The following is a 20,843-nucleotide window of genomic DNA, read 5'->3' as shown; positions in this document are numbered from 1 at the left end:
CTTGACTGAATTTTCAGTCGGGTGGAAGACTCCATCCACGCAAGAAATGAGACACCTGATGGCCGAATTCCGTATGCCCGCCGAGTGGTCCCAGCACGACGGCTGTCTGATGGCCTGGCCCACCCGAGAGGAGCTGTGGGGCAGCGTGCTCGCCGACGTGAAGGAGGAGTACGCGAACGTCGCCCGCGCCATCGCCGCGTTCGAGCCCGTGACGATGGTCGCCCCGCCCGGTTTCGGTGAGGACGCCCGTGCCCTGTGCGGCGACGGCGTCACCGTCATCGAGCTGCCCCTCGACGACTCCTGGTTCCGCGACTCCGCCCCGCTGTTCGTCCTCGACGGCGACGGCAACCGCGCCGGCGTCGACTTCCGGTTCAACGCCTGGGGCCGCAAGCACCACCCGTTCGACGCCGACGACCGGATCAGCGGCCTGCTCCTGGAGCACCTCGGGGTCGACCGCATCCCCTCCGGCATGATCCTCGAAGGCGGGGCCGTCACCGTCGACGGCGAGGGCACGCTGATCACCACCGAGCAGTGCCTCCTGCACCCCAACCGCAACCCCGGCATGAGCCGCGACCAGATCGAGGCCGAGCTGAAGTCCCGGCTCGGTGTCACCAAGGTCATCTGGCTCCCGTACGGCGGCCTGCTCGACACCGAGACCGACGGTCACGTCGACGGCGTCTGCGCCTTCGCCGCCCCCGGCACGGTCGTCATCTCCCTGCCCGCCGACCCGGACCACCCCGACCACGCCCGGATGCGCGCCAACCGCGCCGTGCTGGAGGCCACCACGGACGCCCGCGGCCGCCGTCTGGAGATCATCGAGGTGCCGCAGACCGCCTTCGCCGACCTCGCCGACGGCGAGATCGAGGTGTCGTACCTCAACTACTACGTCGCCAACGGCGGCGTCGTCGTCCCGGTGGCCGGCGTGCCCCAGGACGAGGGGGCCCTCGCCGTGATCGCCACGGCCTACCCGGGCCGCAAGGTCGTCGGGGTACGGGCGCTCGCCATCGCGTTCGGCGGCGGCGGCGTCCACTGCATCACCCAGCAGATCCCCGCAGCGCGGACCACCGCCTGACCCGGGAAACCGGCCGCTCCCGGCGGACCGCTCCGGCGGTCCGCCCGCTCCTCCCCCCGCATCCCTCACGGAATAGAGAGCGCGACGATGACCACCACCCCGCCCCGCACCGGCAGACGCTTCCGCGGCCAGCGCGGCCAGCGCGGCCGGCTCCGCCCCGTTGCCGCGGCCGCGACCGCCGTACTGACGGCCGCCTCCCTGCTCGCGGCCTGCTCCGGCCCGCCGAAGGAGAAGGCCGGCGGTGTCACCGACGTCAGGCTGTCCGTCTCCACCCCCGAGGCCGCCGGCGAGATCGACTCCTTCACCTGGGCCGTCTACGCCGAACCGCCCACCCTCGACTACACGGTGGCCTTCGACTACCCGCAGAACACCGTCCTGTCCAACGTGTGCGAGAGCCTGATGCGCTGGACCCCGGGCCTCACCACCGAGCCCGGCCTCGCCCAGAAGGCGTCCAACCCCGACCCCACCACCTGGGTCTACGACCTGCGTCCCGGCGTCCGCTTCCACGACGGCAAGGAGATGACCGCCGACGACGTCGTCTTCAGCCTCGGCCGCCAGCGGGACCCCGACAACGCCGCCGCCTGGGCCCAGGTGTTCCAGAACGTCGCCTCGATCACCAAGACCGGCCCGCTGCAGGTCACCGTCAAGCTCGGCAAGCCCGACTCGCAGTTCCCCCAGTACATGGCCACCGCCGCCGGAGTGGTCGTCTCGAAGGCCGCGGTCGAGGCGGCGGGCAAGGACTACGGCACCACGGGCGGCCTCGGCTGCACCGGCCCCTTCCAGCTCGGCACGTGGAACAAGGGCCAGTCGATCGAGCTGCAGCGCTTCGACGGCTACTGGGGCACCAAGGCCAAGTCCAAGAAGGCCGTCTTCCGCGTCCTGACCGATCCCTCCGCCCGGACGAACGCCATGCTCAGCGGCGAGGCCGACGGCGGGTACCTGATCCCCACCGAGAGCTACGCCCGCCTGAAGAGCAGCGGCACCGGCACCCTCTACTTCGGCGAGGGCCTCAGCACGGTCAACGTCAACGTCACCAACATGCGGGGCCCGCTCGGTGACATCCGCGTCCGCCGGGCCCTGTCCCTGGCGCTGGACCGCTCCGGCTTCGTCAAGGCCGGCCTCGGCGGGGCCGGCACCGTCACCAACTCCCTCACCACCCGCGCCGCCTGGGCCGCCGCCCCCGAACGCACCCTGAAGACCGCCTTCGACAGCCTGCCGCCCACCGGGCAGGACATCGAGAAGGCCAGGGCCCTCGTCAAGGAGGCCGGCGCCGACGGCAAGACGCTGACCGTGGCCACCAGTTCCATAGGCCAGGACGTCTCCCTCCTCGCCACCGCCGTCCAGGCGGCCGGCACCCGGATCGGCCTGGACATTCAGCTGAAGACGATCGCCCCGAACGCCTTCACCGCGCTGTTCACCGACCCCCAGGCGCGCGAGGGCATCGACATGTTCCCGCTGACCTACTACGACTCGATCACCGACCCGCTCGACCTGCTGCAGAACTTCAGGACCGGCGCGTACATGAACTTCGCCGGCTACAGCGACCCCGGGTACGACAAGCTCGTCGACGAGGCGAGCGCCGTCTACCCGGTCGAGCAGCGGATGGACATCGAGGCGAAGCTGCAGCACCATGCCTCGGAACAGCTGCTGTGGATCCCGGTCGCCGAGTGGCCCACCGCGCTGTTCATGAACAAGCGGATCACCGGCGCCCCCACCACCATCTCGTACATGTACTACCCGTGGGCCGCCGACGTGGGGGCCGCGCAGTGAGTTTCGTCAGATTCGCCGTACGACGGGTGGCGGAGATGGCCGCCACCCTCCTGACGGCCTCGTTCGTGGTCTTCGGGGCCATGTACCTGGCACCGGGCAACCCGGCGAGCTTCCTGCTCGCCGGCCGCTCGGCCTCCCCGGAGGCCCTCGCCTCGATCAACGCCCAGTACCACCTGGACGATCCCTTCCTCGTGCGGTACTTCCGGTGGCTGGGCGACGTACTGCAGGGCGACTTCGGGCGGTCGATCACCTACCGCACCGACGTCTCCCGGCTGTTGGCGGACCGCCTGCCCACCACCTTGCTGCTCATCGTGATGTCGCTCGTCGTGGTCGTCGCCGTCGGCCTCCTCCTCGGCCGGATCGCGGCCGTCCGCGGCGGGGCCACCGACTCCGCGGTCCTCGTCACCACGACCTTCGCCGTCGGCACCCCGTCCTTCGTCGCGGCGGTCCTGCTGCAGGGCCTCTTCGCCGTCAACCTCGGCTGGTTCCCCAGCAGCGGCGCGGGCGACGGCGGTCTCGGCGACATGCTCTGGCACCTCACCCTCCCCTCCGTCGCCCTCGCGCTCTACCTGATCGGCATGCTCGCCCGGGTCACCCGCTCCGCCATGCTGGAAGCCCTCGACAGCGACCACGTCACCGTGGCCCGCAGCCGGGGCGTCCCCGAACGCCAGGTCGTCAGGCGCCACGTCTTCCGCAACTCGCTCGGCACCGTCCTGACCACCGGCGGGCTCATCGTCTCCACGCTGCTGGTGTGCACCATCCTGGTGGAGACGGCCTTCAGCATCGGCGGCATCGGCCAGCTCCTCGAACTGTCCACCACGACCAAGGACTTCCCGACCGTCCAGGCGATCTCCCTGATCATCGTCGCCCTCTTCATGGCCGTGAACCTGGTCGTGGACCTGCTGCTGCCCCTGGTCGACCCCAGGGTCACCCTCGGAACGAGGAGCGCCGCCGTATGACCGCCGTCCTCACCCGCCGGCCCGGCCTCTCCCGGATCCGCGCCGCCGGCTCCCCGCTCCACCTGGTCTGCCTGGTGCTCGTCGCCGTCGTCGTCCTGGCCGCCCTGCTGGCCCCCTGGCTCGCACCCCACGACCCCAACGCCGTCGACCTCGGCGACGCGCTGGCCGCACCCTCCGCCGCGCACCCGCTCGGCGTGGACGCCGCCGGCCGCGACACCCTCTCCCGGCTGCTGCTCGGCGCCCGCACCTCGCTCCTCGGACCGCTCGGCGTCGTCGCCTTCTCCACCGTCGCCGGCATCGCCATCGGCACGGCGGCGGCCTGGCGGGGCGGCTGGATCGACTCCGTGCTCTCCCGCAGCACCGAGCTCGTCTTCGCCTTCCCCGGCATGCTGCTGGCCATCCTGATCATCTCGGTCTACGGAGAGGGGCTGCTCGCCCCGGTCATCGCGCTCGCCGTGGCCTACCTGCCCTACGTCAGCCGCCTCACCCGCTCCCTGGTCCTGGCCGAACGGGCCCGCCCGTACGTCAGCGCCTACCAGGTGCAAGGCCACTCGGCGCCGCAGATCTGCCTGCGCCATATCCTGCCCAACATCGCCCCCGTCGTCCTCGCCCAGTCCACCATCAACTTCGGCTATGCCCTGATGGACCTCGCCGGACTGTCCTTCCTCGGGCTCGGCGTACCCGCCCTCACCCCGGACTGGGGCCGCATGGTCTTCGACGGCCAGACCGCCGTCCAGCACGGCTACCCGCTGTCCGCGATCCTGCCCTGCGCCTTCATCGTGCTGACCGTGGTCGCCTTCAACGTGGTCGGCGAACGCTGGGCCGACCGAATCGCCAGGAGGGCCCGATGAGACCGCCGCACCCCACCGAACCCGTGCCCACCCTCGACATCCGAGGGCTGCGGATCACCCTGCCCGATACCGCCCGGCCCGTCCTCGACGGCGTCGACCTCACGGTCTCCACCGGTGAGACCGTCGCCCTCGTCGGCGAGTCCGGCTCGGGCAAGAGCCTCACCTCGCGCAGCGCGCTGAACCTGCTGCCGCCCGGCGCCGCCGTCGAAGGAGCCGTGCGGGTCGGCGGCGAGGACGTCCTCACCATGACCACCGACCGGCTGCGCGCGGTACGCGCCTCCGCCGTGGCCATGGTCTTCCAGGACCCGCGCGCCGCCGTCAACCCACTGCGCCGCATCGGGGACTTCCTCACCGAGAGCGCCACACTGACCCGGGCCATGAGCCGGGCGCAGGCGACCGCGCGGGCCACCGAACTCCTGCGGGCGGTGGGCCTGGACCCGGCGGTGCTGCGCAAGTACCCCGGCCAGGTCTCCGGCGGCATGCTCCAGCGCGTGGTGATCGCGGCCGCCCTCATGGGGGACCCCGTCCTCCTGCTGGCCGACGAGCCCACCACCGCACTGGACGTCACCTCCCAGGCCGAGGTCGTCGCCCTGCTGGCGGGGCTCCGCGCCCGCTTCGGCACCGGTCTGCTGTTCGTCACGCACGACCTCGACTTGGCCGCGGCCATCAGCGACCGCGTCTACGTCATGTACGCCGGCCGGATCGCCGAGAGCGGGCCCGCCGAGGACCTCTTCGCGCACCCCCGGCACCCGTACACGGCCGCCCTGCTGGCCTCCACCCCGCGGATGGACGGCCCGCGCGGCAGGCTCGCCGCCATCGAGGGGCAGCCGCCGGACCTGCGCCAGGCCCTGCCCGGCTGCGCCTTCGCCGCTCGCTGCCCGCTCGCCACGGAGGTCTGCGACCAGCAGGTCCCCCTGCCCGTGGCCGCCCCGGGCCGCCCCGGACACCTGGCCGCCTGCCACCACAGCGACCGGCTCGAAGGGAGCACCGTCGATGCCCGATAACGGACCCCGACCTCACGACAACGTCCTGGAGGTCACGGGGCTGCGCCGCTCGTACGGAGCCGTGCGCGCCGTGGACGACGTGTCCTTCGTCCTTCCCGAAGGCGGCTCGCTCGGGATCGTGGGGGAGTCCGGCTCCGGCAAGACCACCACCGCGCGGATCATCGTCGGCCTGGAGCGTGCCGACGCGGGCGAGGTCCTGGTCGGCGGCCGCAACCGGACCGCACGGGGGGAGGGCCGCGGCCGCGCGCGGCGCCTGGCCCGCGCCCGCGAGGTCCAGATGGTCTTCCAGGACCCGTACCTCTCCCTCGATCCGCGCACCAGCGTCGAGGCGGCCCTGCGCGAGACCCTGCGCCTGCACTTCCCGGGCCGCGACCACCCGGGGCGGATACGGGAGCTGCTCGACCAGGTGGGTCTGGGCACCCGGGCCGCCGACGCCCTGCCGCGCCAGCTGTCCGGCGGCCAGCGCCAGCGCGTCGCCATCGCCCGGGCCCTCGCCGTCGAGCCGTCCGTCCTCGTCCTGGACGAGGCGGTCGCCGCGCTCGACGTCTCCGTGCAGGCGCAGATCCTCAACCTGCTCGCGGACATCAGGGAGCAGACCCGCATCGGGTACCTCTTCATCACCCACGACCTGGGCGTCGTACGGTGCGTCACCGACGAGATCGTCGTGATGCGCCGCGGCCGGATCGTCGAGGCGGGCGCCACAGCCGAGGTGCTGGTCGCGCCCCGGCACCCGTACACCCGGCTGCTCCTGGAGTCGGTGCCCCGCCCGGGGTGGGACCCGGAGGCGATCGCCGCGGCCCGCCGGGCCCTGTAGGCCGTCTCTTTCGGCCGGTCAGGGCCCGGATCCGGCGCCCGCGGCGAGGGTGCGGATCAGGGTGCGCAGGACGGGCTCCGTACCGCCGTCGGCGCCGAGGGAGTCCATGGCGGCCAGGCCGTCCACGGCGGCGGCCACGGCCAGTCCCAGGTGACGCGGGTCGAGACCCCCGCCGCATTCGTCGGCCAGGACCTGGAAGAGGCCGACGAAGCAGGCGCGCCAGCGCCGGTACTCGGATTCCAGGCTCTCCCGGACCCGGGAGTCGTTCAACGCCTGCCAGTGCAGGGCGGAATGGAGGTGGGACAGCTCGGCCCCCTCGGGCCGGCCGAGCAGCCCGACGACCCGTTCGGCGCGCTCGGCGAAGGAGCCGGGACCGGACACCGCCGCCTCCAGCGGTGTGATCCACTCCGGGCGGATGTCCTCGATGACCGCGAGGACGAGATCCGTCCGGTCCTGGAAGTGGTAGTGGCACATCCCGTGCGAAACGCCGGACAGCGCCGCGACGTTGCGCGTGGTGAAGCCCTCGCTGAGCTCGCCCGCGAGCAGGGTCCGCGCGGCGGCGATCAGCCGTGCCCGGGTCTGCTCGCCCTTCGCCGAAGACCGTGCCCGGCCGGCCCTTGCGGGGGGAGCGGCCGACCGGCCCCCGGAGTCCTTCGCGACAGCTGCCATGACGTCACTCTAGCCAGCCTTCGGGCCGCGACCTGGGGGTTTCCGCGATCCTCCGGATTGACCCCGTCCAAGCTATTGACCGAGCGCTTGGCCAGTTTTTGCTTTCCGGTCAACCCCGCCGTCCCCGCGGGGAGTTGAGCCATCGGAGGAACCCCCACATGAACGATCACGCAGTGAACCGGCCCGCAGGCGAGGGCATGGGCAGACGCACGTTCCTGACGGCGGCGGGACTCACCGCCGCCGCTGCCGCGCTGGCGGCGACCGAAGGGCGGGCGGGCGCCGCCTCCCTGTTCCGTCCGGCGGCGGCGGGCACCTTCCGCGTTCCGATCGAGGACGTCCGGCACACCCGTACCTGGATGGCCTGGCCGGACTCCACCTCCATCTGGGGCAACAGGCTCGGCGGAGTGCAGCAGGACATCGCACTCATCGCACGCACCATCGCCAAGTACGAGCCGGTCTACATCTGCGCCAACTCCGGCAGCGCGGCCAAGGCCCGCTCGATGTGCGGCTCCACCGTCACCGTCATCAGCACGATCCCCGTCGACGACTGCTGGATGCGCGACACCGGGCCCGTCTTCCGCACCGACGGATCCGGCGGTCTGGACGCCGTCGGCCTGAACTTCAACGGCTGGGGCAAGAAGCAGACCCACGCCCGGGACAACCTGGTCGCCGGACGGATCGCCTCGTACGTCGGGGTCCCCTTCACCGCCGCCGCCCTGGTCGGCGAGGGCGGCGCGGTCGAACAGGACGGCGCCGGCACCCTGATGGCCACCCGCAGCAGCCTGGTCAACAGGAACCGCAACCCCGACAGGTCGCAGGCGCAGATCGAGTCCGCCCTGCTCGCCGCCTACGGCGCCTCCAAGGTCATCTGGTTCGACGGCGTCAAGGGCCAGGACATCACCGACGACCACGTGGACGCGACCTCGCGCTTCCTCGCCCCCGGCCGGGCCGCCGTCCAGATGCCCCTGGCCTCGGACAACGACGTCTACGCCAAGGACGCGCGCCAGCAGTACCAGATCCTCTCCGCCTCCACCCCGGCCGGTGGCGCGCGCATGACGGTCGATCAGATCCAGGGCCCCGACTACAACAAGATCCGTTCCGCCAACCCGGACTTCCTCGCCTCCTACGCCAACTACTACCTGTGCAACGGCGCGGTCATCAGCGCCCACTTCGGCGACACCCGCGCCGACAGCGCGGCGAAGGCCACCCTGGCCCGCCTCTACCCCGGCCGCACCGTCGAGCAGCTCAACATCGACCGGCTCGGCACCGGCGGCGGCGGGATCCACTGCGTCACCCAGCAGCAGCCCGTCCCGTAATCGCGGCCGGGGGCCGTTCCGGAGCGATCCGGAGCGGCCCTCCGGGGTGGCGCCGAGGGAAGCCGTGGATTTCACGGCGCACCCCGTTTCCCGGGCTGTGGCAGAACATCGCGGCATTCAAGGGCGTGCTCGCCACACGGCAGGCGGGCGTCGTGAGCGCAAGCGATATAAGGGACGTTCAGCCGTCATGGCCCAGGTCAGAGGGCCATGACGGGCCAAGTAAGTCAAGACTTACCTTCGGGGAGCTCCGACCGTATGGTGTGGCTCGAATCGAAGGAGTCCTGTTGTTGAAAACAAATGATCCCGCTGTGCGTGAGGTTGAATCGGAGCGGGGTTATGTGTCCTCCTTATACGAGTTGCTGACCGAGCGGATTTCCGAGGCGCGAGTACAGCGGGCGAGTGTGCTGAAGGCCCCGGCGGGAGCCGCCGGCGAGGCATATGAGAGAGAAATCGCCGCCGAGCGGCTGGCCAAGGAAATCGGCCGCCTGGAAGGCGCCGAAAAGGGGCTGGTCTTCGGGCGCATCGACCGGACGGACGGCACCACCCTGCGCATCGGGCGGATCGGACTGCATACGGAGGAGGACGACCTGCCCCTGCTCGTGGACTGGCGCGCGAACGCGGCGCGGCCCTTCTACGAGGCGACACCCGTCCACCCGATGGAGCTGCGGCGGCCGGCACCTGCGCCTTGAGGAGCGCACGGTCGTCTCGGTGAGCGACGAACTGCTGGACGGGACCGCTCCGACCGACGAGGACGTCGTGGGGGACGGCCCGCTCACCGAGGCCCTGTCGGCACGGCGTACGGGCAGGATGCACGCGGCGGTCGCGACGCTGCAGGCCGAGCAGGACGAGGTCGTCCGCTCCGCCCACCGCGGGGTGACCGTGGTGCAGGGCGGGCCCGGCACCGGCAAGACGGTGGTCGCCCTGCACCGGGCGGCCTACGTCCTGTACGCGTTCCCGCGCGCCGCGGAGGAGGGCGTCCTGGTGGTGGGCCCGAACGCCCGGTTCCTCGACTACATCTCCCAGGTCCTTCCCTCGCTCGGAGAGAACGACGTCGTGCTGGCGACCTGCCGCGAACTGGCCGGAGTGGACACGGACACGGTGGACCCGTTCGACACGGCGCGCCTCAAGGGCGGCTCCGACCTGGCCGACGCCCTGGCCGGCCTGCTGCGCGTCCACCAGGCCCCCGCCGGTGACTTCGGCGTGCGGGTCGGACAGGAAACGGTTCACCTGTCCGGTGAGGAGGTCGCCACGGCACGCGACGCCGCCGTGGCGGCCGTACCGGGACACAACCCCGCGCGCCAGGTGTTCAGGGAGCTCCTGGTCGACGCCGTCACCGACGCGATGCAACGGGACATGGGCGACCTCCTGGAGCAGATCGACGCCGATGCCGAAAGGATGACGGGCATCGACCTCGACCGGTTCACGGGAGCCGCCCGGCACCGTGCCGAAGGCGCGGCCGACCCGGGTCCGGCCCACGAGCTGGACCTGGACGCCATCCGGGCCGATCTCCTCGACGACGCCGGTGTCGACCGGGCGGTCGAGGCGTTGTGGCCGCGGCTGGTACCCGGTGACCTCGTGAAGGCGCTCCTGACGGACGCGGGCGCTCTCGCCGCGTTCCTGCCCCGCCTGACGGCACAGGAGCGGTCTCTCCTGCTGCGCGGTCCGGACGACCCGTGGACCGATGCCGATGTGCCGCTGCTGGACGAGGCGGCGAGCCTGGTCGACGGCCCGCCCGAGCGGACGTACGGGCACGTCGTCGTCGACGAGGCGCAGGAACTCACCGCCATGCAGTGGCGGATGATCGTCCGCCGCTGCCCGGCGAGGGCGATGACGCTGGTGGGTGACTTCGCCCAGGCGGGCCCGGTCGCGACGGCACGCGACTGGAAGGAAGCGCTGAGCCCCCACGTCGGACCGCGGTTCAAACTGCACGACCTGACCGTCAGCTACCGCACCACGCAGGAGATCCTGGAGAGCGTCCGGGACCTGCTCACGCGGATCGCTCCGGACCAGAAGCACACGCGGTCACTGCGCAGCGGCGAGACCCCTCGCACCGTGACCGCACCTGCGGACGGGTCGGTCACCGCCGTCCTTCGGGAACTCCGCGCCCAGAGCGCCGCGCACCCGGGTGAGCTTCTGGGAGTGCTCTGCGCGGACAGCAGGGTGAGCGAGCTGACGGCCCGGGGCGTCGCCGACCACGCACGTGTCGTGCCGGCATCCGAGGCGCGCGGCCTGGAATTCGACGGGGTGGTCGTCATGAACCCCGAGGAAATCATCACCGCCCGCCCCGGTGGGGAAAGGGACCTGTACGTAGCCCTGACCCGGGCCACCAAGCGCCTGTGCACCATCACCGTCCAGCCCGCCTGACGACTCGGCGCCCGCGTCGTCCGACGGCACGAACAGGTGCGAGATACCGCCATTCGGGAAAAGCCTTGGACCGCGCGGACGCCGCCACGGAACACTTCGGTTCCTGGAAGCCGCCCGCACACGACACCCCAGGGTTGCCATGGGAACGCCTGAATCGCCCCCCAGTCCACCGGGCAAAGGCCCCGTACTCCTCGCACTTCGGCACTACGGACGGGAGTTGGCCCGCCTTCGCCGGCTGACCGCACCCGCGATGCTGCTCCCGGCGCTGGGCAACATCGGCATCAACTACATCGCGCCGCTGATCGTCGCCAAGCTCGTCGGCCGTATCGCCGGGGGCGGCACCGCCACCCTCGACGCGATGCTGCCGTACGTCCTCGGCTTCGCCGGGGTCCTGCTGCTCGCGGAGGCGCTGTGGCGCCTCGGCCTGCACTGCCTCAACCGCCTCGACGCCCGCGGGATCGAGCACCTGTACGTCGTCGGGATGGACGAACTGTTCGCCAAGGACGCCGCGTTCTTCCACGACAACTTCGCCGGGTCGCTGACCAAGCGGGTGCTGAGCTTCGCCTCCCGCTTCGAGGAGTTCGTCGACACCCTGACCTTCTCGGTCATGGGCAGCTTCGTACCGCTGGTGTTCGCCTCCGTGGTGCTGTGGCAGTACGACCCGCTGCTCGTCGCCGGCCTCCTGGTCATGATCGCCGTGACCGCGCTGGGTGTGGCGCCGCTGATCCGGCGCCGCCAGGGACTCGTCGCCCAGCGCGAGGAGGCGATCGCCCGGGTGTCGGGCCACGTCGCCGACAGCCTGATGAACATGGACACGGTCCGGGCCTTCGCCGCCGAGGAACGCGAGGCGGCCGAACACCGCTCACGCGTCGCGGAGTCGCGCCGGCTCACCCTGCGATCCTGGGACTACGGCAACCTGCGCATCGACACGCTCGTCGCGCCGATGTCCGTACTGACCAACGCGCTGGGCCTGCTGCTCGCCGTCACCCTCGGCGGAGGAGAGCACGGCGTGGAAGCGGTCATCGTCGCCTTCACCTACTACGCCAGCGCGACACGGATCATGTTCGAGTTCAACCAGATCTACCGTCGGCTGGAGAGCTCGATGACGGAGGCCGCACAGTTCACCGAACTGCTGCTGACACCGCCGACCGTACTCGACCCGGCAACGCCCGAGCCGCTGCGGCCCGGACCCGCCGACGTCCGCTTCGAGCGGGTCACCTTCGCCCACGGAGCCGGGAAGCCGCTCTTCGACGGCCTCGACCTGAACGTGCCCGGCGGGACGAAGATCGGCCTCGTCGGCCGCTCCGGCGGCGGCAAGACCACGCTCACCCGGCTGCTGATGCGGATGACGGACATCGAATCCGGCCGGATCACGATCGGCGGCCAGGACATCACCCGGCTGCGCCAGGCCGACCTGCGCAGCCTGATCGCCTACGTCCCGCAGGACCCGGCGATGTTCCACCGCACCCTGCGGGACAACATCGCCTTCGCCCGGCCGGACGCCACCGAGGCCGAGATCCTTCGCGCGGCCGAGGCGGCACACGTCACGGAGTTCACCGACGCCCTGCCCGACGGCTTCGACACCATGGTCGGCGAGCGCGGCATCAAGCTGTCCGGCGGCCAGCGCCAGCGCGTCGCGCTGGCCCGGGCGATCCTGCGCGACGCGCCGATCCTGCTGCTCGACGAGGCGACCAGCGCGCTCGACTCGGAGAGCGAGATCCTCGTCCAGGAGGCGCTCTGGCGGCTCATGGAGGGCCGGACGGCCCTGGTGGTGGCACACCGGCTGAGTACGGTCGCGAGCATGGACCAGCTCGTCGTCCTCGACCGCGGACACATCGTCGAGCGGGGCACGCACCAGGAGCTGCTCGCCTCGGAAGGCGCCTACGCGAAGCTGTGGCAGCACCAGTCGGGGGGCTTCCTCGACGACACCTCCGCCGCACGCTCCGAACTCGGCTGACCGCGGCCCGGCCGGTCCCGCCCCGCGCGGCCGGGCCGGGCTCCGGCGGCGGCTCACGGGGCGGGGATGAACTCGCCCACCAGCCGCACGAATTCGTCCTCCTTCTCGAAGAACGCGACGTGCCCGGCGTCGATCTCCGCGTAGCGGCTGTGCCCGATCGCGGCGTGCAGGGCGCGGCTGTTCTCCACCGGGACGGTGATGTCCCGGGCGCAGCCGATCACGAGCGTCTCGGCCCGGACGCGCGGCAGCAGCTCGCGGATGTCGATGCGGGTGTCGAGGTCGACATGGCGCAGGGTGCCGGGGGTGGGCGGCATGTTGGGGATCAGCAGCTCCACCTGTTCGCGGCCGACGGCGTTGAGGAAGCCACGGCTGAAGCCGGTCATGGCGACGGCGCGGCCGAAGGCGGCCGGGTCGGAGGTGCCGAGCTGCTTCCACAGGGTGAAGAGGTTGCGCAGGTACTCGTCGCTGTCGGTATGGGCCCAGCCGGCGACCAGGATCAGGCGGCGCACGAGGTCGGGGCGCAGGGCGGCCACGGCGGCGGACACCGGGGCGCCCATGGAGAAGCCCAGCAGGTCCACCGGGCCGGCATCCGCGTCCTCGATGACGGCGACGACCTGGGCGGCCAGCCCCTCCACGGTCAGCGGAGCCCCGTCGTCCACGGTGCGCTCGGTGCCCGAGAGGTCCGGGGTGATGACGGTGTGGTCGGCGGTGAACCGAGGCAGCAGCCGGCCCCAGTTCACGGCGGAACCGCCCGATCCGGTGCCGTGGACGAGCACGAGCGCGGGGCCCGAGCCGGCCCGGTCGTAGTGGACCCGGGCCCCTGAGACCTGCACGGTCGCGGAACGGGAGGTGGTGGGGACGGCAGTGGCGGTGGCGGACATGGCGCGGTGGCTCCCTGTGATGCGGTGGGCGCCGGGGCCCTTCGCTCCGGCTCCGCCCACCCTGCCGCCGCCGAGCCGCGCGCGGCAGAGCCCGCCCGACCCTAGGACCGGCGATCCCAGGACGCCCGGGCCCGGACCCGTCCGGCAGAATGATCAGTATGACGATCGACCGCCGGGAACTCGCCGATTTCCTCCGCCGTTCGCGTGACCGCGTACGACCGGCGGACGTGGGCCTGGCCGAGGGGCCACGGCGGCGTACGGCGGGGCTGCGGCGCGAGGAGGTCGCCCACCTCGCCGGGATGTCGGCCGACTACTACATGCGGCTGGAGCAGGCCCGCGGCCCGCAGCCGTCACCGCAGATCCTGTCCGCGCTCGCCCGCGCGCTGCGGCTCGGCGACGACGAACGCGACCACCTCCACCTGCTCGCCGGACACCGCCCGCCCGCAGGGCGGTTCGGCGGTGACCGGGTCGGCGCGGGGCTGCTGCACCTGCTGGAGCAACTGCCGGACACCCCGGCCCAGGTACTCGGCGACCTGGGCGACGTCCTGGCCCAGAACGACCTGGCCCGGTCCCTGCTGGGTGGCGTGTGCACGGTCTCCGAGCACGGCCGCAACGTGGTCTGGCGCTGGTTCACCGACCCGGCCGCGCGGGACGCGTACCCGGCCGACGAGCACGACCACTACAGCCGGTTGCACGTCGCGGACCTGCGGGCGGCCGTCGCCCGCAGGGGCGCCGCCGACCCGGTGGCCGGCCGACTGGTGGAGCGCCTGCGGGAGGCCGACGAGGACTTCGCCGCCCTGTGGGACCGGCACGAGGTCGCCGTCCGCCGCCGCAGCCGGATGCGGGTCGTCCACCCCGTCGTCGGGCCCGTCGACCTCGACTGCCAGGTGCTCCTCGCGCAGGAGGAGGACCAGCGCCTCGTCCTCTTCACCCCGCCGCCCGGCTCGGACACGGCCGACCGCCTGGCCTTGCTCCGGGTCGTCGGTACGGAGCGCTTCCCCTCGGAAGTGGGGTGACGGGATGTCCACGACCCCCTCGATCCTCCTGCTGTGCGGAAGCCTGCGGACCGGATCCTCCAACGAGTCCGTGCTGCGCACCGTCCAGGCCGTGGCGCCCGCGCGGGTGCGCACCGTGCTCTACGAGGGCCTGGCCGCCCTGCCGCACTTCGACCCCGACGACGACACCGACCCGCTGCCGGCCCCCGTGGCGGAGCTGCGCGCGGCGATCCGCGCGGCGGCGGCGGTACTGATCTGCACCCCTGAGTACGCCGGCACCCTGCCGGGCTCGTTCAAGAACCTGCTCGACTGGACGGTCGGCGGCACCGAGATCTGCGACAAGCCGGTGGCCTGGGTCAACGCGGCCGCCGCCGGCCGGGGCCGGGGCGCGGAGGCCACTCTGCGGACGGTGCTGGGCTACACCGGCGCGGACATCGTGGAGCCGGCCTGCGTGAGCGTCCCGGTGGACCGGGGCACGGTCGGCGCGGACGGGGTCATCACCGACGAAGGGGTGCGCGAGCAGCTGGGCACGGTGCTCGCACGACTGCTCACGCCCCGCTGAGGGTTCTCGCCCGAGAGCGGCACCCACGCTGCAGGAGCGATTGTGCCTAGTTTGTCCTTGTATGAGCATTCATGCTGAAAGTGGCGGCTCCGGGCGGCGCCGGCTGCTCCGGGTGGTGCTGACCGGCACGGTGGCCCTGGGGGCCGGTCTGGTGGCCGGCCTGCCCCGCGCCCCGGACGCCCCCGTCACCGGGGGCCCGGGACGGGTCCGGCCCGCCACCCCCGCGTCCGCGCTGCGTGCGCTGGAGACGGGGAACGCGCGCTGGCGCACCCTGCACGAGCGGCACCCCGACGAGACGCGGACCGTACGGCAGACCCTGGTCGGCGGCCAGCACCCCTTCGCCGTCGTCCTCGGTTGCGTCGACTCCCGCGTCCCCCCGGAGCTGGTCTTCGACCAGGGCCTCGGTGACCTGCTGACGGTACGGTCGGCGGGCGAGGTGCTGGACGAGGCGGTGCTCGGCAGCATCGCCTACGGGGTCCTGGAACTGGGCATTCCGCTGGTCGTCGTCCTGGGTCACCAGTCGTGCGGGGCGGTCGCCGCGGCCGTCCGGGCCGACGGGGGCGGGCCCCCGCTGCCCGGCCACATGCAGTACCTCGTCGACCAGATCCACCCGGCGATCGACCGCACGCTCCGCGGGGCCGCGCGGATCGACGCGGCGATCAGCGCGAACGTACGGCTGGTCCGGGCGCGGCTGGCCGCCGAACCGGAGCTCGCCGCGAAGATCGCGGCCGGGGAACTGGCCGTCGTCGGAGCCCGGTACGAACTCACCAGCCAGCGGGTGCGCCGGCTCGGCTGAACCGCCGCGGCCTGCTGAACAGCCGCAGCCTGCCGAACCGCCGCGTCCGGCGCGGCACGAATGCCCGTTCGTCAGCGCCGGGAGACCCGAACCGCACGTCCGGGTGATTGTTTCCCGCCTGGGCGCCTTTGGGTGATCAAGGTCCGTGCGGGCCGGGAGAGTTGCTCCATGATCACCGAATCCGTGCCCCCGTCCGACCCCACGCCCGGCCCCACCGGTGAGGCCGCTCCGGCAGCCGGCCGCCGTCCCTCCCGCCGTACCGTCATCGCCGGCGCGGCCGCCGTCGCGGGAGCCGGCGCCCTGTCGGTCGCCGCCGCCTCCGCCGGGACCCCGCACGCCCCGTCCGGCACCGGGGGACCCGACTGGGAGACCTGCCTGACCATCGCCCGGGCCGTCCTCGTACGCGACGACGACGACGAACCCCTGGTGCCCCGCTACTCCGACATCCTGCTGAAGAACGGCCTGCCCCGCTCCCGTACCCGCAAGAAGGTACTGATCGTCGGCGCCGGGCCCGCCGGGCTCACCGCCGCCCACCTGCTGCGCGAGGCCGGACACCAGGTCACCGTCATCGAGGCCAACGGCAACCGGGTGGGCGGCCGGATCAAGACCTTCCGCACCGGCGGCCACGAGAAGTCCGCCGCGCCCTTCGCCGACCCCAAGCAGTACGCCGAGGCCGGCGCGATGCGCATCCCCGACAGCCACCCCCTGGTCACCGGGCTGATCGACAGCCTCGGCCTGAAGCGCAGGCGCTTCCACCTCGTCGACGTCGACGGCTCCGGCCGCCCCGCCTACCGTACGTGGATCTTCGTCAACGGCATCCGCGTCCGCCGCGCCGACTACGCGCGCAGCCCCCAGGCCCTCAACAAGTCCTTCGGCGTCCCGGCGGCCTACGAGTCCCTGCCCGCCGCGCAGATCGTCCGCAACGCCTTCGCCCCCGTGCGCAAGGAGATCGAGGGCAAGAAGGACAAGCAGCTCGTCGAGGGCTGGGCCCGCGTCATCCAGCGCTACGGCCACATGTCGATGTACCGCTACCTGACCGAGGAGGCGAAGCTCGACGAGCGGACGATCGACCTGATCGGCACCGTCGAGAACCTCACCTCCCGCCTGCACCTCGCCTTCGTGCACAGCTTCATCGGGGCCTCGCTGATCAGCCCGGACACCGCCTTCTTCGAACTGCCCGGCGGCACCGCCACCCTGGCCGACGCCCTCTACGCCCGCGTCGACGACCTCGTCCGGCTCGACCGCCGCGCCACCCGGATCACCCACGGGAAGGACGGGGTCAGCATCGAGACCGTGTCCGAGGGCCGCGGCGGCAGCCCCGTGCGGCGCGAGACCTTCACCGGCGACACCGCGATCATCACCGTGCCCTTCTCCGGCCTGCGGCACATCCCGGTCGCGCCCGCGCTCTCGTACGGCAAGCGGCGCGCGATCACCGAACTGCACTACGACGCGGCCACCAAGGTGCTGCTGGAGTTCAGCCGCCGCTGGTGGGAGTTCGACGAGGCCGACTGGAAGCGCGAGCTGGAAGCGGTCCGGCCCGGCCTGTACCGCACGTACCAGCTCGGGCGGACCCCGGCGGACGGCAGCCTGCTGGGCGCGCACTCCTCCGTCTCCGACCGGGGCATCTCCAGCGGGCAGCGGGCCCACTACGCGGCCTGCCGCGCGGTCACCCGCGACCAGCCCGAGGCGGCCCACGTCATCGGCGGCGGCTCGGCCACCGACAACCCCAACCGCTTCATGTTCCAGCCCTCCTACCCCGTGGAGGGCAGCGCGGGCGGGGTCGTGCTCGCCTCCTACAGCTGGTCGGACGACGCGCTGAAGTGGGACTCCCTGGACGACGAGGAGCGCTACCCGCGCGCGCTCGCCGGGGTGCAGGAGGTGTTCGGGCAGCGGATCGAGGTGTTCTACACCGGCGTCGGGCGCACGCAGTCCTGGATGCGCGACCCGTACGCCTACGGCGAGGCCTCCGTGCTGCTGCCCGGCCAGCACACCGAACTCTTCCCCCACGTCCGCAAGGCCGAAGGCAGCCTCCACTTCGCCGGGTGCCACACCTCCATCAAGCCGGCGTGGATCGAGGGAGCCCTGGAGTCCGCGGTACGCACCGCCCTGGAGGTCCACTCGACGCTCTGACCGGCCGGCGGAGGCCTCCTCCGGCTCAGCTCTCGGCGAGCACGATCAGCCAGTCGTGTTCGCCGAAGCGGATCCGTCGCGCCTTGTCCGGATTGAGCCGCACGCCGTACGCGGGGCCCGTGGCGGCCTCGGCGCGCAGCCGGTAGCCGACCGCGCACTCGCGGCGCCGGCGCGCCGACTCGACGAGGGTCGCGAACGCCACCTCGCGGTCGGTGCGCACGTAGTCCGCGACCGGCTTCAGGTGGAGTTCGTTGCCCTCCGCCTTGAACAACTCCTCGAAGACGGCCGCCAGATAGGGGCTCTCCGAGATCTGGGTCATGAGGAGACTGATCAGCCGGCCGCTGACGATGAAGTCGGCGCCCGCCCGGGCGGGCGCCAGCAGCCGGTTTCCGTCGTCGGACATCTCCGTGGTGAGCGACAGCTCCCGCCCCGCCGCCTCCCCGATCGCCCGCAGGTGCAGCAGGGTGACCAGCGTCCGGTCGTCCGTCTCCGTCCCCGTCTCCGGAGCGAGGCGGGGGTCGATCCCGCGGGCGGACGGCGGCGCCGTGCCGTGGGGGAGGGGCTCGTGGCCCGTCTCGCCGATGACGATCACGCTGTCGTACGAGGGCACGTCCAGCTTGGCCAGCAGCTCGGGATCGGTGATGTCCCCGTGGTGGAAGGCCACTTCGAGGCGGCCGCGCGCCGCCGTGCCACCCGGGGTGGGCAGCCGGGCGCCGTCGGCGAGCGATACGACGTCCAGTGTGGTCCCGGCGCTGACGAACTGGTCGAGCTGCTCCACGACGAGCGGTGCGCGGCGGTTCCAGCCGAGGAGGAGCAGCCGTTCGGCCTCGGGCGTCCGGGGCCGGGCCGTGACGATCGCGTCCTCGTCGACGTACAAGGACGCGTCCGCCGGGACGGCCGTGTCGTCGTCCTCGGAGATGAGGATGATCCGGTCGTCCGCACCGATGGTCGTACCGGGGTCCGGATTGAGTGCGACGCCGCCGTCGGCGTGCAGCAGGCCGACCACCGAGGACGTGGTGAACGCCGGCAGGGCCTCGCCGAAGGTGCGTCCGGCGAGGCCCTGGGCCTCGGCGGTGTAGAACTCGTCGCCCGCGAAGTCGAGCAGTTCCCGGTAGACGAGCGACAGGCCGGGCTCGCGGGCGGTCTGGACGAGGAGCCGGGCGATGATGTCGTCCACGCACAGGACGTGCCCGCCGGGACCGGCGGCCAGCCGGGCGGTGAGGTGGTTGCGGGTGTCGCGCACGGCGGCGACCACCACCGCCCCGCCGGGCTCGGGGACCGCCGCGTCGAGGGCCAGCAGCGTCTTCACGACCTGGGCGTCACCCGTGTCCCCCTCGGGGGGCAGTACGAGCACGGCCTTCGCGGTCCGCGGACTCACCCGGGCCAGCTCGGCGGGGTCGGTGGTGCGGCCGTTGCGGCAGATGATCCGCGTCGGGCCCGGGCCCGGGCCGGTGTCGACGCCGGTGGCGAGGGAGGTGGCGATCTCTTCCTCCATCTCCACCTTGTCCTTGGGGGCGAGCACGGCGATGGCCGACCTGCGCTGGTTGGCGTTCGCGGCCACCAGCTCCCCGACCACCGGGAAGATCTGGTCCGACCAGCCCAGCAGGACGGTGTGCCCGGATTCCAGCACGGTGGAGTGGCCGCGCCGCAGCAGCATGATGCGCCCGTTGATGCCGGTGGTGATCAGACCGACCAGTGTGGACACGAACAGCAGGGCGACCAGCGCGAGTGCCACGGAGGCCAGTACGTAGAGCGGGGAACCGATCGCGCCCCCGAGCTTGAGCGTCTGCCCGACGCTGACCCATACGGCGGCGAGCCGGCCGGAGAGGGTCGCCGGGGCGGCCCGGTCGGACCAGACGAGCACTGTGCTCGCCGGGACCACGACGGCGAGGCAGGCCAGGGCGAACCAGCCGATGAGCGCGCCCGTTCCGCCCGCCACCAGATTGTCGACCCGGTACCGCAGGCGCAGCGTCAAGGACGTCGTGTGCCGCTGCGCCATGAGAACTCCTTCGCCTTCCGCGCTGCTAACCCGCGGGCGCCCGCTCGGTTACGGGTGAAACGCCCACGCCCCGGAGCCGGTCAGGAGTCCAGGGCCGCGATGATCTCGTCCGTGGTGCTGACCTTCCCGATGCGCGGGAAGATCTTGCCGAAGGTGTGGGCGTGGGAGTCGGCGTCAGTGTCGGCGGTGGCGTCCTCCGCGAAGACCAGGTCGTAGCTGAGCTCCCAGGCCGTACGGGCGGTGGACTCGACGCCGACGCTGCTGGAGATGCCGGCCAGCACGATGCGGTGGATGCCGCGGCGGCGCAGCTGGAGGTCGAGCTCGGTACCGGTGAAGGCGCCCCAGTGGCGTTTGGTGACGACCACGTCCCCGAGGGCGGCCAGCTCGGCCGGGATCTCGGAGAAGGCGGCGGGCGGGGCGGCGGCCGGGCCGGGCCGGTCCACGTTCGCGGTGGGCAGGTCTCCGCCGTCCGGGGACCACGCCACCTTGACCAGGACCACGGGCAGCCGGTGGGCGCGGAACGCCTCGGCGAGCGCGATCCCCTTCCCCAGGATCTCGGGGGCGGGCTTCGCGGTGGGCCGGTCGAGGATGCCGGTCTGGAGGTCGATGAGAACGAGGGCGGTGTCCCCGCCGAGGGTGAGGCGGTGGGGTTCGGCGGTCATGAGGTCTCCTCCGGCGATGTGGGGCATATGGTGCAAACCTAT

General features: G+C 72.3%; 16 protein-coding genes and 1 pseudogene. 13 read left to right on the top strand and 4 right to left on the bottom strand.

The window, feature by feature from the left end; genetic code table 11:
* The first annotated feature begins 58 nt into the window (after positions 1-58).
* From Sspor_RS09775 to Sspor_RS09750, 6 genes are all read left to right on the top strand, one after another.
* Positions 59-1,072 carry an agmatine deiminase family protein gene (locus Sspor_RS09775; protein WP_202198693.1) on the top strand — a complete coding sequence of 338 codons (1,014 nt, stop codon included), beginning with the start codon at positions 59-61 and terminating at the stop codon, positions 1,070-1,072.
* An 87-nt stretch (positions 1,073-1,159) separates the two neighbouring features.
* The gene (locus Sspor_RS09770) at positions 1,160-2,842 is read left to right on the top strand and encodes an ABC transporter substrate-binding protein (RefSeq protein WP_202198692.1); all 1,683 of its coding nucleotides are present in this window, start codon (positions 1,160-1,162) and stop codon (positions 2,840-2,842) included.
* A complete protein-coding gene (locus tag Sspor_RS09765) occupies positions 2,839-3,801 on the top strand; it encodes an ABC transporter permease (protein ID WP_202198691.1) in 963 nt (320 codons plus the stop codon). Before Sspor_RS09770 ends, Sspor_RS09765 begins: the two co-directional genes overlap by 4 nt.
* Positions 3,798-4,652: an ABC transporter permease gene (locus Sspor_RS09760; protein WP_202198690.1), complete on the top strand. Its 855-nt coding sequence runs from the start codon at positions 3,798-3,800 to the stop codon at positions 4,650-4,652. Before Sspor_RS09765 ends, Sspor_RS09760 begins: the two co-directional genes overlap by 4 nt.
* On the top strand, positions 4,649-5,656 hold the full coding sequence (locus Sspor_RS09755) for an ABC transporter ATP-binding protein (protein WP_202198689.1): 1,008 nt from the start codon (positions 4,649-4,651) through the stop codon (positions 5,654-5,656). Before Sspor_RS09760 ends, Sspor_RS09755 begins: the two co-directional genes overlap by 4 nt.
* On the top strand, positions 5,646-6,470 hold the full coding sequence (locus tag Sspor_RS09750; RefSeq protein WP_202198688.1) for an ABC transporter ATP-binding protein: 825 nt from the start codon (positions 5,646-5,648) through the stop codon (positions 6,468-6,470). The genes Sspor_RS09755 and Sspor_RS09750 overlap by 11 nt, the downstream gene beginning before the upstream one ends.
* Positions 6,471-6,488: 18 nt before the next feature.
* On the opposite strand, the gene Sspor_RS09745 is transcribed toward Sspor_RS09750, so the two are convergent.
* A complete protein-coding gene (locus Sspor_RS09745; protein WP_202198687.1) occupies positions 6,489-7,139 on the bottom strand; it encodes a TetR/AcrR family transcriptional regulator in 651 nt (216 codons plus the stop codon).
* Positions 7,140-7,297: 158 nt separating this feature from the next.
* Between Sspor_RS09745 and Sspor_RS09740 the strand changes: the two genes are divergently transcribed.
* The 3 genes and pseudogenes from Sspor_RS09740 to Sspor_RS09730 all read left to right on the top strand — a co-directional run bounded on the left by Sspor_RS09740 (position 7,298) and on the right by Sspor_RS09730 (position 12,776).
* A complete protein-coding gene (locus Sspor_RS09740) occupies positions 7,298-8,455 on the top strand; it encodes an agmatine deiminase family protein (RefSeq protein ID WP_202198686.1) in 1,158 nt (385 codons plus the stop codon).
* A gap of 338 nt (positions 8,456-8,793) precedes the next feature.
* Positions 8,794-10,819 (top strand): annotated as a pseudogene (locus Sspor_RS09735) (HelD family protein).
* A 139-nt stretch (positions 10,820-10,958) separates the two neighbouring features.
* On the top strand, positions 10,959-12,776 hold the full coding sequence (locus tag Sspor_RS09730; RefSeq protein WP_202198685.1) for an ABC transporter ATP-binding protein: 1,818 nt from the start codon (positions 10,959-10,961) through the stop codon (positions 12,774-12,776).
* A gap of 53 nt (positions 12,777-12,829) precedes the next feature.
* On the opposite strand, the gene Sspor_RS09725 is transcribed toward Sspor_RS09730, so the two are convergent.
* Positions 12,830-13,657: an alpha/beta fold hydrolase gene (locus Sspor_RS09725; RefSeq protein WP_202198684.1), complete on the bottom strand. Its 828-nt coding sequence runs from the start codon at positions 13,655-13,657 to the stop codon at positions 12,830-12,832.
* Positions 13,658-13,815: 158 nt separating this feature from the next.
* Between Sspor_RS09725 and Sspor_RS09720 the strand changes: the two genes are divergently transcribed.
* The 4 genes from Sspor_RS09720 to lgoX all read left to right on the top strand — a co-directional run bounded on the left by Sspor_RS09720 (position 13,816) and on the right by lgoX (position 18,140).
* Positions 13,816-14,673 carry a helix-turn-helix transcriptional regulator gene (locus Sspor_RS09720; protein ID WP_202198683.1) on the top strand — a complete coding sequence of 286 codons (858 nt, stop codon included), beginning with the start codon at positions 13,816-13,818 and terminating at the stop codon, positions 14,671-14,673.
* 4 nt (positions 14,674-14,677) lie between these two features.
* Positions 14,678-15,214, top strand: a complete 537-nt coding sequence (locus Sspor_RS09715) for an NADPH-dependent FMN reductase (RefSeq protein ID WP_202198682.1) — start codon at positions 14,678-14,680, stop codon at positions 15,212-15,214.
* A 61-nt stretch (positions 15,215-15,275) separates the two neighbouring features.
* Complete coding sequence (locus tag Sspor_RS09710) at positions 15,276-16,010, top strand: carbonic anhydrase (RefSeq protein ID WP_202198681.1); 735 nt, start codon at positions 15,276-15,278, stop codon at positions 16,008-16,010.
* Between the two features lie 168 nt (positions 16,011-16,178).
* The gene (gene lgoX / locus Sspor_RS09705) at positions 16,179-18,140 is read left to right on the top strand and encodes an L-glutamate oxidase LgoX (RefSeq protein WP_202198680.1); all 1,962 of its coding nucleotides are present in this window, start codon (positions 16,179-16,181) and stop codon (positions 18,138-18,140) included.
* 25 nt (positions 18,141-18,165) lie between these two features.
* Here the strand turns inward: lgoX and Sspor_RS09700 are convergent, their stop codons facing one another.
* Together Sspor_RS09700 and Sspor_RS09695 are read right to left on the bottom strand one after the other, a co-directional pair.
* Positions 18,166-20,139, bottom strand: a complete 1,974-nt coding sequence (locus tag Sspor_RS09700) for a CASTOR/POLLUX-related putative ion channel (RefSeq protein WP_202198679.1) — start codon at positions 20,137-20,139, stop codon at positions 18,166-18,168.
* 80 nt (positions 20,140-20,219) lie between these two features.
* Positions 20,220-20,801 carry a hydrolase gene (locus Sspor_RS09695; protein WP_202198678.1) on the bottom strand — a complete coding sequence of 194 codons (582 nt, stop codon included), beginning with the start codon at positions 20,799-20,801 and terminating at the stop codon, positions 20,220-20,222.
* Positions 20,802-20,843 lie beyond the last annotated feature (42 nt).

This window comes from Streptomyces spororaveus, from assembly GCF_016755875.1.
Classification (GTDB): Bacteria; Actinomycetota; Actinomycetes; order Streptomycetales; family Streptomycetaceae; genus Streptomyces; species Streptomyces spororaveus.
Note: the sequence above shows the minus strand (reverse complement) of the source record. Positions and strands in the feature narration are given on the sequence as shown.